The sequence below is a fragment of the Rhodopseudomonas palustris genome, assembly GCF_007005445.1.
Classification (GTDB): Bacteria; Pseudomonadota; Alphaproteobacteria; order Rhizobiales; family Xanthobacteraceae; genus Rhodopseudomonas; species Rhodopseudomonas palustris_G.
In genome coordinates this window covers 2,720,102-2,735,116 of the sequence record NZ_CP041387.1, presented here as the reverse complement: position 1 = coordinate 2,735,116, position 15,015 = coordinate 2,720,102, and the positions used below count along the sequence as shown (strand labels likewise).

Annotated in this window: 15 protein-coding genes and 1 pseudogene; 10 read left to right on the top strand and 6 right to left on the bottom strand. The window is 63.7% G+C overall.

Annotated features, from left to right (window positions below; translation table 11 throughout):
• Positions 1-203: 203 nt before the first annotated feature.
• The gene (locus FLL57_RS12505) at positions 204-1,697 is read right to left on the bottom strand and encodes a porin (protein ID WP_142883039.1); all 1,494 of its coding nucleotides are present in this window, start codon (positions 1,695-1,697) and stop codon (positions 204-206) included.
• A gap of 524 nt (positions 1,698-2,221) precedes the next feature.
• Here FLL57_RS12505 and FLL57_RS12500 point away from each other — a divergent pair.
• The 4 genes and pseudogenes from FLL57_RS12500 to rpsU all read left to right on the top strand — a co-directional run bounded on the left by FLL57_RS12500 (position 2,222) and on the right by rpsU (position 4,498).
• Positions 2,222-2,809, top strand: a complete 588-nt coding sequence (locus tag FLL57_RS12500; RefSeq protein WP_013501711.1) for a MarR family winged helix-turn-helix transcriptional regulator — start codon at positions 2,222-2,224, stop codon at positions 2,807-2,809.
• An 80-nt stretch (positions 2,810-2,889) separates the two neighbouring features.
• Positions 2,890-3,054 (top strand): annotated as a pseudogene (locus tag FLL57_RS12495) (IS3 family transposase); the annotation flags it as partial.
• 538 nt (positions 3,055-3,592) lie between these two features.
• On the top strand, positions 3,593-3,958 hold the full coding sequence (locus tag FLL57_RS12490; RefSeq protein WP_013501713.1) for a hypothetical protein: 366 nt from the start codon (positions 3,593-3,595) through the stop codon (positions 3,956-3,958).
• A gap of 264 nt (positions 3,959-4,222) precedes the next feature.
• Complete coding sequence (gene rpsU / locus FLL57_RS12485; RefSeq protein WP_013501714.1) at positions 4,223-4,498, top strand: 30S ribosomal protein S21; 276 nt, start codon at positions 4,223-4,225, stop codon at positions 4,496-4,498.
• An 89-nt stretch (positions 4,499-4,587) separates the two neighbouring features.
• Here rpsU and FLL57_RS23335 read toward each other — a convergent pair whose 3' ends face one another.
• The 3 genes from FLL57_RS23335 to FLL57_RS12475 form a co-directional block, all read right to left on the bottom strand.
• On the bottom strand, positions 4,588-4,725 hold the full coding sequence (locus tag FLL57_RS23335) for a hypothetical protein (RefSeq protein WP_013501715.1): 138 nt from the start codon (positions 4,723-4,725) through the stop codon (positions 4,588-4,590).
• 648 nt (positions 4,726-5,373) lie between these two features.
• Positions 5,374-5,991, bottom strand: a complete 618-nt coding sequence (locus tag FLL57_RS12480; protein ID WP_013501716.1) for a transglutaminase-like cysteine peptidase — start codon at positions 5,989-5,991, stop codon at positions 5,374-5,376.
• 331 nt (positions 5,992-6,322) lie between these two features.
• Entirely contained in the window at positions 6,323-6,934 is a 612-nt protein-coding gene (locus FLL57_RS12475) for a PilZ domain-containing protein (protein WP_013501717.1), read from the bottom strand.
• A 363-nt stretch (positions 6,935-7,297) separates the two neighbouring features.
• Here FLL57_RS12475 and FLL57_RS12470 point away from each other — a divergent pair, with 363 nt between their 5' ends.
• Entirely contained in the window at positions 7,298-8,062 is a 765-nt protein-coding gene (locus tag FLL57_RS12470) for a Crp/Fnr family transcriptional regulator (RefSeq protein WP_013501718.1), read from the top strand.
• Here FLL57_RS12470 and FLL57_RS12465 read toward each other — a convergent pair.
• Complete coding sequence (locus FLL57_RS12465) at positions 8,044-8,601, bottom strand: PAS domain-containing protein (protein ID WP_013501719.1); 558 nt, start codon at positions 8,599-8,601, stop codon at positions 8,044-8,046. The genes FLL57_RS12470 and FLL57_RS12465 overlap by 19 nt on opposite strands.
• Positions 8,602-9,161: 560 nt before the next feature.
• On the opposite strand from FLL57_RS12465, the gene FLL57_RS12460 reads away from it, so the two are divergent.
• Positions 9,162-9,926: a rhomboid family intramembrane serine protease gene (locus tag FLL57_RS12460; protein ID WP_142883038.1), complete on the top strand. Its 765-nt coding sequence runs from the start codon at positions 9,162-9,164 to the stop codon at positions 9,924-9,926.
• Between the two features lie 234 nt (positions 9,927-10,160).
• Positions 10,161-10,589 (top strand): CBS domain-containing protein, encoded by a 429-nt coding sequence (locus FLL57_RS12455; RefSeq protein WP_013501721.1) that lies wholly within the window; start codon positions 10,161-10,163, stop codon positions 10,587-10,589.
• Between the two features lie 21 nt (positions 10,590-10,610).
• Here FLL57_RS12455 and FLL57_RS12450 read toward each other — a convergent pair whose 3' ends face one another.
• The gene (locus FLL57_RS12450; protein ID WP_013501722.1) at positions 10,611-11,246 is read right to left on the bottom strand and encodes a TetR/AcrR family transcriptional regulator; all 636 of its coding nucleotides are present in this window, start codon (positions 11,244-11,246) and stop codon (positions 10,611-10,613) included.
• Between the two features lie 149 nt (positions 11,247-11,395).
• On the opposite strand from FLL57_RS12450, the gene FLL57_RS12445 reads away from it, so the two are divergent.
• Genes FLL57_RS12445 through FLL57_RS12435 form a run of 3 tightly spaced genes read left to right on the top strand, consistent with a single transcriptional unit; the run spans position 11,396 to position 15,010 of the window.
• A complete protein-coding gene (locus FLL57_RS12445; RefSeq protein ID WP_142883037.1) occupies positions 11,396-13,657 on the top strand; it encodes a TonB-dependent siderophore receptor in 2,262 nt (753 codons plus the stop codon).
• A 28-nt stretch (positions 13,658-13,685) separates the two neighbouring features.
• Positions 13,686-14,801 (top strand): PepSY-associated TM helix domain-containing protein, encoded by a 1,116-nt coding sequence (locus FLL57_RS12440; RefSeq protein ID WP_013501723.1) that lies wholly within the window; start codon positions 13,686-13,688, stop codon positions 14,799-14,801.
• On the top strand, positions 14,798-15,010 hold the full coding sequence (locus tag FLL57_RS12435) for a hypothetical protein (RefSeq protein ID WP_013501724.1): 213 nt from the start codon (positions 14,798-14,800) through the stop codon (positions 15,008-15,010). The genes FLL57_RS12440 and FLL57_RS12435 overlap by 4 nt, the downstream gene beginning before the upstream one ends.
• Positions 15,011-15,015: the final 5 nt, after the last annotated feature.

Here is a 15,015-nt window from a genome sequence, read left to right as displayed (position 1 = left end):
ACGTCAAGTTCCGAGGTGGAGAAACGTTCCGGGGGCGCAGCGGCGGAGCTGCGGGGAATTGCCGATCGCCCGCCAAAACGGCGATCTCGTTTCAGCCCTTCAAAGCGCGGAGGAGTTTCGACGCGCAGAGCAGCGCTCAAAAAAGGAAAACCTCCGGCGGGGCATCGCCGGAGGTTCCTTGGAGGTTTACAAGTTACTCGGACTTAGAAGGTGCGCTGGACGCGAACCGCGCCCACCACGGTGTCCTGATCCTTGAATTGGTAAACCGCGGTCGGCTTGGTGCCGCCCGGGCTCGTCACACCGGTCACGCCGGTGTAGTTCTGATCGAGATGCACCCACATCACTTCGCCCGAGAACGTCAGGTTCTTGACCGGGGTCCACGAAGTGCGGGTACCGATCTGAGCGATGCTGAAGTTCGGGTTGCCGGTGAAGGTGCCGCCGACGCGATTGAACAGCGCGGCGGTGTAGAGCGCGCCACCGGTGCTGCCGTAATCAACCGAAGAATAGGCGCCGAAGATCGAGGTCGCCCAGTTCTTGTTCCAGTTGTGGTTGAACGCGCCACGGATACCCCAGGCCTTGGTGGTCTCGATGCCGCCGCCGTTGACGTACACGCCGTCGACGGCCGTGCCGAGGGCCAGGCTCTGATAGGCGACGCCGTCGGCGTTGTTGCCGAACATCGAGAAGTAGTTCGGGCTGGTGCCGCCGATCACGTAGCGGATCGCGCCGTCGGCGTAGGTGGCGTCGAGGTTGATCGAGTCACCCGGACCGGTCGGCAGGTTCTTGAGCGACAGGCCGGCGAGAACCGCGTAGCCCCACTTGTCGCCAGGATGGCCGGACCACTCGTTGCTCGGGTTGTAGTAACCGCCGCGGATCTGGTGCGCCGCAGCCGACACCTGGAACAGACCCCAGGCCTGATCGACGCGGACCTTGCCGACGATGTCCGGAATGCTGGTGCCGGCCGAGTAGCTGGTGCCGGTGTAGCTGCCGAGGCCGCTCAGCCAGGAGGTCGAGGTGCCGTTGCCGGGCGTGACGTTCAGCAGCGAGATGTTGCCACCGGAGTTGCCCTGCGCCCAGCGGTAGCCCGACTGGTCTTCGAGGCTGATCGAGGCCGAGACGCCATTGCCGAATTCGGCAGTGTAGCTGACCTGGTTGATGCCGGTCGAAGTGTCGTCGCCGCCGAGCAGGTTCGAGGTGATGTTGCCCGGACCGCCGTGCCACGGGGTCGAGAACGCCGAAACCGCCTTACCGAAGGTGAAGCCGGCGAACTGCACGAACGCGAAGAACACGCCGAGGCTGCCGTTGGCGACGGTGTCGCTGCCGGTGGTCCAGGTGAACACCGAGTCGAAGTAGGTGCGGACCACGCCGTATTCGGTCGCCGTGCGGGTGTCGATGTTCACGTCGGCGCGCGAACGGTAGATGGTGTTGTTGGACAGCCGGTTGCCCTGACCGGCGTTGCTGTTCCACGACGGGGTTTCGGTCATGCCGCCGGCGTTGAACGCGTACTCGGCGCGGATGTAGCCGCCGAGCTTGATGCAGGTGTCGGTGCCCGGGATGTAGTAGAAGCCGGCGCCGTACAGCGAGCAGACCTTCACGTATTCGACCGCCTTGGCCTTCAGCGGAAGATCGGCCGCCTGTGCGCCAGCGGTGGCGACGAGGAGCGCCGCACCACCGAGCATAAGGCTCTTCGCAAAATTCATCGTAAACCTCCAAGTTTGCCTTCGAAGGGCATGCCGGACCGGCGCCTTGCGCCGGGAAACGGCCCGCCCGTGAACCCGACTGCCCTTTGCCGCAGGCGCTGGACAGCTTGAGCCGGGACGACTTCGAGGTTGCCCCCCTCCGTCAGGGAACTAGATACATAACAAAAATAGCTAACGAAAGGATCGAACACCGCCAGTGCGCGTCATCGGACAGACCTGTGGTATTGAAGCAACAGGCCGTCATGATTCTGTCATGACGGAATTCCGTCATCCGGACTTTGTCGGCAGCGATCCGGCTCTCGGTCGGCGGCGGCGATGGGCTTGAATTGGCTGAATTTTCAGGCCAACGGCCGATGCCGGCGAGACGGATGCGACGAACAGGAGTACGGCTGAGACGGCAATTGTCGGCTTTGGTCTCGGCTCGAGTGTGCATACATAGCTGAGGTTGGGCTGCGCCGCGATTTCGGGTTCGTCCGAGTCGACAAACAACAAAAGACGTTTCGGGGATGATTCGGAGGCGCGGAATGCGGCATCGGAGGAGTGAGCAGCACCACAGCGAGCCGGCTGCACAGACGTCGTCGTCGGCGCCGTCGCCCCAGCCGGTGCCGGTGGAGGAGCCGTTCGGTCCTCCGCAAACCTGCGCGCACCGGGATTTCGGGTTGTCCTACCAGGTGATCTGGGATTTCGTGTCGATCAGCAACAATCTTGAGGACATGCGGCGGGCGTGGGCCAAGCTGTTCGGGATCAGCGGCTCGCAATGGCTGATCCTGATGGCGATCGCCGATCTCGATCAGGGTAAGGGCGTGTCGGTCGGCGACGTCTCGCAGAAGATCCACGCGGTCTCGACCTTCGTCACAACCCAGACCAAGATTCTCGAGCGAATGGGATTGCTCAATCGGGTACCCTCGACGGAGGACGCGCGGGTGGTGCTGATGTCGCTGTCGGACGAGGCCAGGGGCAAGATCGAGCGCCTGTCGCCGCGGTGGGAAGCTCTGCACGAATACATCTTCCGCGACTTTGATGCCGAAGCGCTGAACGATGTCAAAGCCAAGCTCGAGATGTTGAAGCACCGGACCAAGCTGGCGATGCAGAGGGTGACCGACCAGACCTGAAGGTCGGGGCCGCCGTATCGCCGCATCCACGTCGCCCAGGTGTGGCAGAACGTATGGAAGCCGACCCACGACAGGCGATGCGGTGGAATTCGCCGATCGGCCACCTCACCCCGGCAGCCTATGCCGCCACCTTCACCGCAACGGACGATCGGCTCCGCAACCCCGACCAGCTTCGCCGATCGCCCGTTGCTCGACATACGCCGACCGGCGTACAAACCGCCGAGGCTCTAACTGTAGCTGGATGAAAGTTCGGCGGCAGGTCAACAGACCTGCGGAGATTTGCCGGCTTTGATTTGTGTTTATTCATGACCGCTCCGTTCGACCTCACGGCAAGAGTTACATGCGATTGGCATAGCCTCGGCGCGGCAGGGGGCGACGCTCCATCAACCTACCCAACAATAATGGCGCCGCCCTGTTCCTGGCAGTGCGAGACCCGGGTTTGATGGTGTCGCGTTCGGTTCTTTTGTCGCTAGGACATCGGTGCGCTTGCGCGTATGATGGTCTTTGTCACCGCCCTCACGTTTGGCATTTACCGGTGATGAGAACGCCGGTCGCGCTCCCGCCCTAGATGGGAGTGCTCATGTGCAGCCGCTGCATCAAACTGGACGATTTAGTGGCCAGGCTGAAGAGCTTGGGAAACCCTTCGATGGATATGCACATCGATGCGTTGGTGCGCGTGACCATTCGGGACATCGAGCTGCAGAAGCAGAAGTTGCACTGCGAGCAGAGCGATGCCGTCTTGAAGCCGAACTGACAACGCCATGAGTCGTCCGGGAGCCCACGATGTCCGGCGATAATGATGACGACCTGACCAACAGATTGCTGGAGTCGGAAGATTTGAGGGATACTCGCGACTATCTGTCGCGAGGCCGCCTGCTGGCAAACCTGAACGACGCCGAACTCGGGGACAGATGGGTGGGGACCTTCAGAGCCTGGCTTACAGGCGAGGCCGGGTTGGCGCTACGCAACATGAACGATGCCGCAGCCGAGCTAAGACTACGCTCCCTCGCCCTCCCTTACGATCGCGTTGCACGCGAGATGGATTCGATCCAGCGAGCCTTCATTCAAATCGCGCCGGATGCGAGCCCAGTCACCGTGAACTTGGAGATCGAGGAATTCCTCCGGGTCCGCGGAAAGCTGATGGGGTAATCTTACTTGCTGTGCTTGGCTTCGCCGCTCGCCTGCGCGGCTATCGTCCTGGCAGCAGCTCGCCGCAGCAGGTAATCGATTGACACGGCTTCGAGATAGTGGTCACGTCCAGACCAGCAAAGACACCTCTGCGCAGCAAAGGTGTGCTCGTGCGACGCTGCGGATGCTGGCGTCGCAGCTCTCCCGAAATGTGCAGAATAGCTCCCGGGCCTCTGTAGTGGCATGCCGGAGTGTTTGCAGTTCGCGGCTATTCAGGAGGAATGATTGCAGGTACTCGTCCGCGACAACAATGTCGATCAAGCGCTGCGTGTCCTCAAAAAGAAGATGCAACGCGAAGGCGTCTTCCGAGAGATGAAGCAGCGACGGTCATACGAGAAGCCGTCCGAGCGTAAGACCCGTGAAAGATCCGAAGCGGTTCGCCGCGCCCGCAAATTGGCGCGAAAGAAGGCGATCCGCGAGGGATTGCTGCCCGCTCCGCCGAAGAAGAAGATTGTGGAACGAAAGCCGCCGCTGCCGGAGATCAAAGAGCGCGTCGACTAGACGGCTAGCATCAAGTCGCATGACGTCTTCGGCAGGGTGAAGTCGCCAGAGCGGGCCCGAAGTGTGAGACGTCTCCCCTGGAGGCGGCCTCACGCCTTTGGCGGGATTTCTTTTGCTTCTTCTTCCGCCAACAGCATCAGGATCACCCGCCGCTTGTCGAGATTCGTTTCGGCCCGCAGAAGTTCCCGATAACGTCGGATGTTCTCATTCTTTATGAATTTTTCCATCTCTCCGCCGCGCCAAGCATTCCTCTCGACGCTATCCGAAACGCCCAGTTCGATGTCGATCAGATGATCTTCTCTCCAGGAATTTCAGGCGTGTCGGAAGAGCGGCAAACCGGCGCGGTTATTTAGACGGGATGGTCTTCACCGCAGCGCACTGTTCGCATTTGTAAACAAAGGACCCTGGGTTCCTGGCCGTCTTGGGGGTGGCGCCGATGTATTGCATCGGCTTCCCACAAAAGGGGCACGTGAGCGGGTCGTAGGGGAAATCCGACATACGACCAGCTTTCTCTAAGGTTCTTTAGCCCTAGCACTGGTCAAGGCCGCCACCTAACGAATTGGGCAACGGGCAGCTTCAACTTTGGACGCGCGAGAATTGGCGCTACGTGGCGATCTCGAAATCGCTCGTAACCGAGAGAGAGCTAACAGAGATCAAATTCCACGGATTTTCCGCGCCATGACCAGCGGAGTTCGTTGAAAGTTCTGTACGATAGCGCCGGATTCCTGATCTAAAGCTCAACAAAATCAGCGCTTCTTGACCCCCAAACGGGGTGCGGCCAGCCTTGGGGGAGGCTGGCCGCGCACGATCCGGTCTGGGACGGGGAGGGGTGGGGATTCGACCGGGTCGCGTTTCTCCTGTTGTCTTGGTGGCGCTCAGCGCTGCTTGGCGCTGGCGGTGGCGACGGCACGACCGTCGCCGAGTGCGACCCAGGCATTGGGATCGCTCTGCGACTGCCGCTTGACGAAGCGGTAGCCGGTGTCGGTCCAGGCGACGACTTCCTCGTTCTGGTTGTCGAGGATGAACTCGCCCTTGTCGGTCTTCACCGTCAGCACCGCGTGGCCTTCGTTCTTCTTGTCGCGCACCACGGTGATCAGCAGCGCTTCGCGCGGCCAGCCGGCGTCGATCAGCATCTTGCGCTTCAAGAGTACGTAGTCTTCGCAATCGCCGTAACCGTCGGCCGGAAGCGACCACTTTTCGATCACGCCCCAATGATCCATGTCGGTCAGCGGCTTGATATTGTCGTTGACCCAGCGGTTGACCTTCAAAAGATCCTGCCAGGCGGTCTGCGTCAGCACGATGTCGCGTGCCTGGCTGCGGCCCCCGCGGCAATCCTGCGGATTGTCCGAGCAGAACTCGATCCATCCGATCGGTGCGCGCGTCTCGTCGCCGATGCTCGCGTAACGAACTCTGTTGTCGGCTTGCGCCGTCGCGGTCAGTGCGACGACGGCGGCGATCACCGCCAGCCCCCGAAATCCCCTGTTGCCCGACATTGTGGCCCCCGTTTCTTGTTGGGACCATCATTTGCACAAGCAATTTGCAGGGCCGCTAAATCGACCAAGTAAAGTCGATGCGAATACTCGGAAAACTAGCCGCGAATTCGATCTATACTTGAATCGAATTTGCATAAAATGCGAGATATCGGCAATTGATTCAAATTTGAGCTGTTAACCCGCGCAGCGCTGCGGCACGCGCGGTTGCTAACCGCTTCGCAGCGCGCGTTAACTGCGTTCCGCGCAGTGCGTCGGGTCGACGTTGCAGGATGGCAGGTGGGAAGTGGTGCGAAAATGCGGCGCTAGGCGGCTTTGCAGCGGGCGTCGTCGTTCACCGCGCGGTAACGCTGTCTTCGAGCGTTTCTTCGAGCTGCTCGTGGATGAACTCCAGCGCGAAGCCGTCGTCGAGGTGACGGACGACGCGCGACGCGACCCGTCCGAGCAGGACTTGCGCGTGCAGCGGCGGGCGATGCTCCGCGGCGATCGCGGCGCCGGAGCGCGACATGTCGATGATACGGCAGCTCATCCGGCTGCCGTCGTCGAGCGTCAGGATGGCGATCGGGTTGCGCGGCACGATGCGATCGTGGCGGCGATCTTCCGGCAGGTTGAGGATGTCGCGATTGGCCAGCCAGGTCAGTTGCGCGGCGAGCTTGTCGCGCTTGCGCGGGGTGGCCGCGAGGGTCATCGCAAAGCCGTTGTCGATGATCCGTGTGATCTTGCCTTCGACGCGGCCGACATGATCGAGATAGGCGATCACGCGGTCGCCGACGTTGCCGATTCCGGGCGCCAGCATCGCCAGTCCGCCGGGCGACATGTTGATCACCTGGCAGGGAAATTCGCGGCGATCGGGCAGCATGTAGCGTCCGAGCAGGTGGACCTTCACCCGCTGGAAGCGACGACGCTCGAGCGTCGCCGGCTGGCTGTTGGGGCTCTGCAACAACAAGATTGGGTTCCGATGGCCGGTCGCGCTGGCGTAGCTTTCAACCTAAGGCGCGTACAGTTAACGGGCCGTTAGCACTCCGCTGCCGACGGTCGATCGTCAGTGGCCGCCGCGGAACCGGCGCGGCTCTCCGAGTTCCCGGGCCGACCGGCGGGCTGCCTGCGCAACTAACAACTCGTCCGCGCGGCGGCGGGGTGGATCGTCGTGCGCCGCCATATCGTATGTTCGCCGCGTAGTTGTACGCAGTGGACTTTGCATCGGGCTCGAACGATTAAAGTTCCGGGGAGCCGCAATTGCAGCGGCGATTTTTCAAGAGCCGATTGACAGCCCGTGGCGCTGTTTCGGCGGATTCCCGGGGCGGGAACCATGGCGATCAGCCAATCGGCCAATGAATTGCTCGCTGCGTTGCCGGCAGCCGACTTCGATCTGCTGCGTCCGCATCTCTATACGATCGATCTGAAGTTCGGTCAGGTTCTGGTCGAGGCGGGTGCGCCGCTCGCGCAACTGGTATTTCCTCACGGCGGCATCGTCTCCAGCGTGGTCGGCCTGACCAAGGCAGACGTGATCGAGGTCGCATCGATCGGCCGGAACGGCGTCATCGGCAGCGAGGCGGTGCACCAGAACGTGGCGGCGACCGGCGCGGTGGTGCGCTATCCCACGTCGGCATCGGCGATCGACGTGATGCATTTCCGCTACGCGGTCGATCACAGCGCGGTGCTGCGGGGCCTGATGCTGCGTTATCAATGGAGCCGTTCGGTCGAGGCCGAGCAGATCGCAGCCTGCAACGCCGCGCATTCGGCCGAAGCCAGGCTGTGCCGTCGCTTGCTGCAATCGCGCGATATGGCTGGTAGCGACTGCATGCAACTCGGTCAGGACCTGATGGCGCGGATGCTCGGGGTCAAGCGCAACACCATCTCGCTGATCGCTCACGCGCTGCAGCAGCAGGGGTTGATCCGCTACAGCCGTGGCCGGCTCGCCATCACCGATCCCGACGGCCTGATGCAGAGGGCCTGCGGGTGCTACAGGGCGACCCGCGGCGGGTTTGCGGCCGTCGCGGTCGACCGTCAGCCCAGCATGGTGGTCCCGCGGCTCGGCTCCGACTACGCCGCGTCTCAGTCGTTGCCTTCGTAGACCGTCAATCCGCGCACCACCTGAAACTTGTGCAGCTTGCGTGGCGGCAACCGCCGCGGCTGCTGGCCGACGGTCCGCCACGAGTTCAGCCGCAGGTTCGACAGCGGGCCGATCAGCCGGCCGCCCAGCGGCGCCAGCAGCCCGGTCATGCTCAGCGGGCTGTGCGCGCGTTGCGCGAACGGCAGCAGCAGCAGTTCCAGTGCGACCGGGGTCGCGTTCGGCGCGGTGGCGGTGATGCCTGCGACCACGGCGATGGTGTCTCCCGACACGATGTCCAGCACCTGTTGCACCGCGCGGCGCTGCTCCAGCACGAACAGCGTCGTCAGCTTCTGGCCCTTCAGATCCTGGCCGAGCAGGGCGTTGAGCCGGGTGCCGGCGAACCGAAACGGATAGCCGGGCAAATCGCACGACACCACGAACATCTCGCCGAGCTGACTGCGCAGGGCATCTGGTTCAATTGCACTGCGGTCCGGGGCGGGGGCGCCGTCGCGTTGCTTGTCCCAATAGGCGAACAGCGCCTGGCTCGACGGATGCTTCATGGACGACCTTGGTTCGCGGTCGTCGCGTGCGGACGCGATTGGGACATGACTGTCCCGAATTCGCCCGGCGCGACGCTCCAGAGTGTTGTGCAGGAGCCCTGGTGCAGCGTCCATGCCGGTCCGCGCGAACAGCGGCGTCATACCCGGCTTTGCGTCGTTAAGGTTAAATTAACTATGGCGTTGCGCGCGGGGGAACCGCCGCTAGGCTGGCGGCATTGCAGTGCTGGCGACTCCAGACCGTCAGCGCTGGTGGGATACAGGGTGGCTGAAAAACAGGTCGGCCGACGCATCGGACAGATGGTCTGCGATGCGAACGGCACCGGCACGGACCGGGGGAGGGCTTTCTCAGGGCCCTCCCTTTTCCGTTTCGCAGCTCTCGCGACACGATCAGGCGGAGCGCGCCGGTGGCCTGGCACTGATCGGCCTCGGGCTGTCGATTCTGGTCAACCACTTGTCGGTGGCGTGAGGGGCGGGCGCCTTGCGAGCCAGTTTTCCGCTGTTGCGAAAAGTGCTCTAAGGGATCCGGCTCGCCGGTCCCGTCTCGTATCAGGTCGTCTGCTTTGCAAGCTCCGTTCGAATCCAACACCGCTCCGCCGCAGCCGCCGCGCGAGCCGATCCTGACGCTGCCTGCCGCCGTGACCGGTTACGTCGCGCTGCTCGCGGTGATCCATCTGCGCACGCTGGTGTCGCCGGACTTCGAGTATTGGACGATCGAGGTGTTCGGCTTCATCCCGATGCGCTACGACCAAACCCTGCTGGATTCACCTTTTCCGGGCGGAACCGGCGCCAAGCTCTGGACCTTCGTCAGCTATTCGCTGCTTCACGCCAATCTCAGCCACCTGCTGTTCAACGTGCTGTGGCTGCTGCCGTTCGGCAGCGCGCTGGCGCGCCGATTCGGGGCCGCCCGGTTCTTCGTGTTCATGGCCGTGACCGGGGCAGCCGGTGCATTCGCGCATCTTCTCACCCACCCCCACGAAATCGCACCGATGATCGGAGCTTCCGCTTCAGTATCGGGCGCGATGGCGGCGGCGATCCGATTTGCCTTCGTTCGCGGTAGCTTCCTGTCGCTGCGGCGAGGCGATGCCGATGCCGCGGCGCGGGTGCCGGCGCAGCCGTTGATGCGGGCGCTGCGCGATCCGCGGGTGCTGGCGTTCCTCGGCATCTGGTTCGGCATCAACATCATCTTCGGGATCGGCTCGATCGCGATCGGCAATGAGGGCGCCAGCGTCGCCTGGCAGGCGCATATCGGCGGCTTCTTCGCCGGGCTGCTGCTGTTCTCGTTGTTCGACCCGGTGCCGCGCACGCCGGAATCCGTGCCGCTCTGACGCGCTGCGATCAGTTGTTCGCAGTTGCGAGTGGCTTGCATCTAGCTTTGAATTGCCGCAATCTTCCGGTGTGATTGCACCCGGCGCCGCGTGCGCCGGCTTGGAACGGGTGTTCGCGCTGTTTCAGCGTCGGTCTTGTCCGAACATCCGACTGTCTCGCTGCTGCTGATTCCGTTGCTGATGTCACAACCAGAGCCGCCGGGCTCGGCAAGGCGGCGTTACGGGAGGCCACCCATGACCGTGCGTGCGATTCTCGAATCCAAAGGCCGCTACATTCATAGCGTCGAGGCCGATGCCCGGCTCGCGTCTGCGATCAAGACCCTGGCGGAGCGCCGGATCGGCGCGGTGCTGGTGATGCACGGTACGCGGCTCGAAGGCATCTTGTCGGAGCGCGACATCGTTCGTGTGCTCGCCGACCGCGGCCCGGCTGCGCTGGATCAGCCGGTCGGCGCGGTGATGACCCGCGACGTCTTCACCTGCCGTCAGGACGACAACGTCGGCGAGATCATGGAGCGGATGACAGCCGGCAAATTCCGGCATCTGCCGGTGATGGAGCACGACCGCGTGGTCGGCCTGATCTCGATCGGCGACATCGTCAAATCGCGGCTGTCCGAATACGAGCACGAGCAGCAGGCGCTGCACGACTACATCAAGTCGGCCTGAGGCTGGTAACAGCAACCAGGATCAGGCGCCGGCACCGTCGAGAAACAGCGCCCAGGCCTTGTCGAAATAAGCATTCTGGGCGCGGGGCGACGCATAAGTCGTCCCGCCCAGCATCGCATCGATCATCGGCCCCACGGCGATGCTGTTGAGGAGCTGGCTGGCGAGAAAGCGCGTATCGCCGCGGGCGAGGGTGCCGGCCTTCTGGGCCTCGCCAATCAGCGACAGCAATCGGTCCATGATCGGATCGTCGGTCCGGCTCGCCACGGCCTGACCGACCACGATCGCCTCGCTGAAAGCGATGCGCTTGAACGCGATCAGCGTGGGATCGACGTTGGTGGCGAGCAGCCAGCGTGCCGCCGCGCGAAGTTGTGTCAGCGCATCCCCGGTCTGGCTCGCCATCGTGGTCTGGAAGTGCGCCAGCGTCTGCACGCGGGCGTGCTCGACCACCCCTTCGAACAACGCCAGCTTCGACGGGAAGCGCCGATACACGGTGTCCTTGCCGACGCCGCACGCGGCCACGACCTGTTCGACCGAGGTCGCGGCGAAGCCCTGCTGCGCGAACAGCCGCGACGCCGTCTCGATGATGTGAAGCGACTTGGCTTCTACATCGCTCTTGCGCGGGCGGCCGCCTTTGGAAGTGGTCGTCGAAGTCGGCATTGAGATCCTTGATCGTCGATACGACGAGGCGAGTCTTTCGAGCAATTCCAATCCCAGATTTGCGATCACTTGGCAATCGATCTGGACAGGACGGTCCCGTCCCGTTTATTTCCCGACCGCCTCGAAGCGAGGTATCTGGGGGAGAGCGGATGGGAAACGAGAACAAGATTGTCGCCGGCGTCGCGATTGCGCTGTCGCTGAGTGGCGGCTCCGAAGCGCTGGCGCAGACGGCGCGCGAAGCCGCGGTGGCACTGCCGCCGGTCACCGTGCAGCCCGCCGAGCGTCGCGCCGCGCGACGCGCGCAGCCAGCTCCCGCGGCTCAGCGCGCCGTGCCGGCACGCACTCCGGCGCGCGAACAGGCGACCCCGGCGGCGCGCGCGGTCGACGCCAGCAACACCTCGGATCGCTACGTCGCCCGCACCTCCGCAACAGCGACCAAGACCGACACGCCGGTGCTGGAGACGCCGCAGTCGATCTCGACCGTCACGCGCCGGCAGATGGACGATCAGAACGTTCAGACCGTTGCCAATGCGCTGCGCTACAGCGCCGGCGTGCTGTCGGATGCCGACACCAATTCGCGCTTCGACAGCGTGTTCATCCGCGGCTTCGGCGCGTTCGGCACCGCGACCAACTACGTCAGTTTCCTCGATGGCTTGAAGCTGCCGCGCGGCCAGGCGTTCGCCAACACCGCGATCGATCCGTTCCTGCTCGACCGCGTCGAGGTGCTGAAGGGACCGTCGGCGGTGCTGTACGGGCAGACCAGCCCGGGTGGTCTGGTCAATCAGATCAGCCGGATGCCGAGCGCAGTGCCGTACAACGAGGTCCGCGTCGAGGGCGGCACTTACGGCCGCATCCAGTCCGGCGTCACCAGCCAGGGCGCGCTCGATAAGGACGGCCATTGGCTGTACAGACTGAGTGCGATCGGCCGGACGTCCGGCACGCGCTACGACAATGTCGACGAGCAGCGCTTTGCGGTCGCGCCGGCCCTGACCTGGGCGCCCGACATGGACACGCGGTTCACCGTTCAGAGCTATTATCAGAAGGATCCGAAGGGCGGCTACTTCAACTCGCTGTATCCGACCTCGCTGGCGCCGCTGCAATACCGGCCGTACCTGAACTCCAAGCTCAATGTCGGCGACCCCGGCTTCGACTCGTTCGAGCGCGAGCAGTACGGCATCGGCTATCAGTTCGACAGGCGTCTCAACGAGGTCGTCAGCGTCAAGTCGAGCCTGCGCTATTCGCACGTCGACATCGACTTCAAGTCGTTGCAGATGAACGCGCCGCTCACCGCCATCGGCACGATCCCGCGCTGGGCGATCCGCTCGATCGAGGACGTCGGCGGCCTGTCGACCGACAACCGCGTGCAGTTCGACTTTGCCACCGGCGCGCTGCAGCACAAGATCATCACCGGCGTCGACTATCAGAATACGCTCAGCAACTGGACCTACCAGCTCGGCGGTGCGACCGCGCTCAATGTCGTCAATCCATTGTATAATCAGCCGGTCGGCTCGCTCGCCTCGCTGATCGACAGCGGTCAGAAGCTGTCGCAGACCGGGCTGTACGCGCAGGATCAGATCAGCCTGGGCGGATGGCGCGCCACGCTCGGTGTCCGTCATGATTGGGCCGAGCAGAGCACCGAAAGCCGGCTCGCCGGATCGCGCTCCAATCAGTCGGACGACAAGACTACCTATCGGGCGGGGCTGCTGTATCTGTTCGACAGCGGTGTTGCGCCTTACGTCAGCTACTCGACCTCGTTCGAACCGGTGACCGGCGTCGGCGCGGACGGGCAACCGTTCATCCCGACCACGGCCGAGCAATACGAGGGGGGCATCAAGTATCAGCCGACCTTTCTGCCGATGCTGTTCACGGCGTCCGTGTTCGACATCCGCCAGCAGAACGTCCTGACGCCGTCGACCGTGCCGGGCTTCAACGTGCAGCAGGGCGAGGTCCGTTCCAAGGGAGTCGAATTGGAAGCGCGCGGCAACGTCACCGATAGTCTCGAGCTGATCGGCGCCGTGACGTTCCTCGACACAAGGGTGGCGCGATCGTCGAACGCGCTGATCGTCGGCAATCGACCGCAGGCGGTTCCGGACTTCTTCGGCTCGATGTGGGCGAACTACACGTTCCAGTCCGGCCCGGTCACCGGCCTGACTTTCGGCGGCGGCATCCGCCATGTCGGCGCCAGCTATGGCGACGATGCCAACACGCTGCGGGCGCCGGCCTACACGGTGGTGGATGCGGCATTGAAATACGATCTTGTGAACCTGGCGCCGAGCCTGAAGGGCACGACTCTGACGCTCAACGTCAACAACCTGTTCGACAGGGAGTACTATTCGAGCTGCTCGTCGGGGTTCTACTGCCAGTTCGGCAATCGCCGCACGGTGCTGGCGGGGATCAGGTACCGGTGGTGAGGATCGACGCCAAGAAGGCGCGCCGCCGATGACGCGGCGCGCCGTTCGAGCTTGGGTCTGGGTGCATCGCTGGAGCAGCCTTGTCTGCACGCTGTTCGCGCTGCTGCTGTGCCTGACCGGCCTGCCGCTGATCTTCAAGGACGAGCTTGGTCCTGATCTGAAGCTCGCGGCGACGACCGCGCCACCGGGCAGTGCATCGGTGGACTCGATGGTTGCGCGCGCTCTCGCGGCGCGGCCTGGCGAGGTGGTGCCGTATCTTTTCTACGATCGGGAGCATCCGATCCTGAAGGTGCCGACCGCAGCCTCGATGACGGACGATCCGGCCTCGTTTCACTATCAGGTGTTCGACACCCGCACCGGGCAGCAGATCGAGATCCCGCAGCCCAATGAGGGCTTTTTGTATGTGATGACGCGGCTGCATCTCGACCTGTTCAGCGGAGTGCCGGGCACGCTGTTTCTTGGATTCATGGGCCTGTTGCTGGTCGTTGCGATCGTATCCGGCGTGGTGCTGTACGGTCCGTTCACGCGCCGCCTTGCGTTCGGCGTGGTGCGGACCGACGGCAGCCGCTGGCGCACCTGGCTCGACTTGCACAATCTGCTCGGCATCGTGACGCTGGCCTGGTTCGGTGTCGTCAGCTTCACCGGCGTCATCAACACGCTGGCAGCCCCGATCGAACTCGCCTGGCAGGCCAACCAGCTCGTCGAGATGGCGGCACAGGCCAAGCCGGCCGAGATCGAGGGACAGCGTGCGTCGACCGACGCGGTGCTGCGCGACGTCCGCGCCGCGGTGCCCGGCATGAACGTGATGACGGTGGCGTTTCCCGGCACGCCGTTCGCTACCCCGTCGCACGTCGCGATCTTTCTCACCGGCAACACGCCGATCACCAGCCGTATCCTCAAACCGGCGCTCGCCGACGCGTCGACCGGGCAGGTGGTCTCGGTCCGCGACATGCCGTGGTATGCGACCGCGCTGTTCATGTCGCAGCCGCTGCATTTCGGCGACTATGGCGGGCTGCCGCTGAAAATCATCTGGGCGCTGCTCGACGCCGCGACCATCGTCGTGCTGATCAGCGGTCTGTATCTGTGGTGGGCGAAGCGTCCGCGCCGCGGCGGTGCTGTGGAAGCCGAAAGCTCCGCATCATGAGTGCGCTGCGACGACAATGGCTGTGGCCGATCGCGTTGGCGGCTTCGACCCTGATCGGACTGCTGGCGGCGCTGATCGGAGAGGGCGGCGTTTGGCGCAGCTTGTGTTGGGTGGCGCTTGGTTTGCCGTTGGCGACCATCGCAGTCTGTCTGTTGCGCCTCCGCAACCTCCCGCCGTCGGCGCGGCAGGATCCGATCGACCGCCTCTGATGATC

Bases quoted from the DNA above. Each gene is read 5' to 3' on its own strand.
- FLL57_RS12470 (WP_013501718.1), top strand. From the start codon at position 7,298: ATGGCGATCAGCCAATCGGCCAATGAATTGCTCGCTGCGTTGCCGGCA.
- FLL57_RS12440 (WP_013501723.1), top strand. From the start codon at position 13,686: ATGACGCGGCGCGCCGTTCGAGCTTGGGTCTGGGTGCATCGCTGGAGC.
- FLL57_RS12490 (WP_013501713.1), top strand. From the start codon at position 3,593: ATGTCCGGCGATAATGATGACGACCTGACCAACAGATTGCTGGAGTCG.
- FLL57_RS23335 (WP_013501715.1), bottom strand. From the start codon at position 4,725: ATGGAAAAATTCATAAAGAATGAGAACATCCGACGTTATCGGGAACTT.
- FLL57_RS12455 (WP_013501721.1), top strand. From the start codon at position 10,161: ATGACCGTGCGTGCGATTCTCGAATCCAAAGGCCGCTACATTCATAGC.
- FLL57_RS12500 (WP_013501711.1), top strand. From the start codon at position 2,222: ATGCGGCATCGGAGGAGTGAGCAGCACCACAGCGAGCCGGCTGCACAG.
- FLL57_RS12445 (WP_142883037.1), top strand. From the start codon at position 11,396: ATGGGAAACGAGAACAAGATTGTCGCCGGCGTCGCGATTGCGCTGTCG.
- FLL57_RS12505 (WP_142883039.1), bottom strand. From the start codon at position 1,697: ATGAATTTTGCGAAGAGCCTTATGCTCGGTGGTGCGGCGCTCCTCGTC.
- FLL57_RS12450 (WP_013501722.1), bottom strand. From the start codon at position 11,246: ATGCCGACTTCGACGACCACTTCCAAAGGCGGCCGCCCGCGCAAGAGC.
- FLL57_RS12435 (WP_013501724.1), top strand. From the start codon at position 14,798: ATGAGTGCGCTGCGACGACAATGGCTGTGGCCGATCGCGTTGGCGGCT.
- FLL57_RS12465 (WP_013501719.1), bottom strand. From the start codon at position 8,601: ATGAAGCATCCGTCGAGCCAGGCGCTGTTCGCCTATTGGGACAAGCAA.
- FLL57_RS12480 (WP_013501716.1), bottom strand. From the start codon at position 5,991: ATGTCGGGCAACAGGGGATTTCGGGGGCTGGCGGTGATCGCCGCCGTC.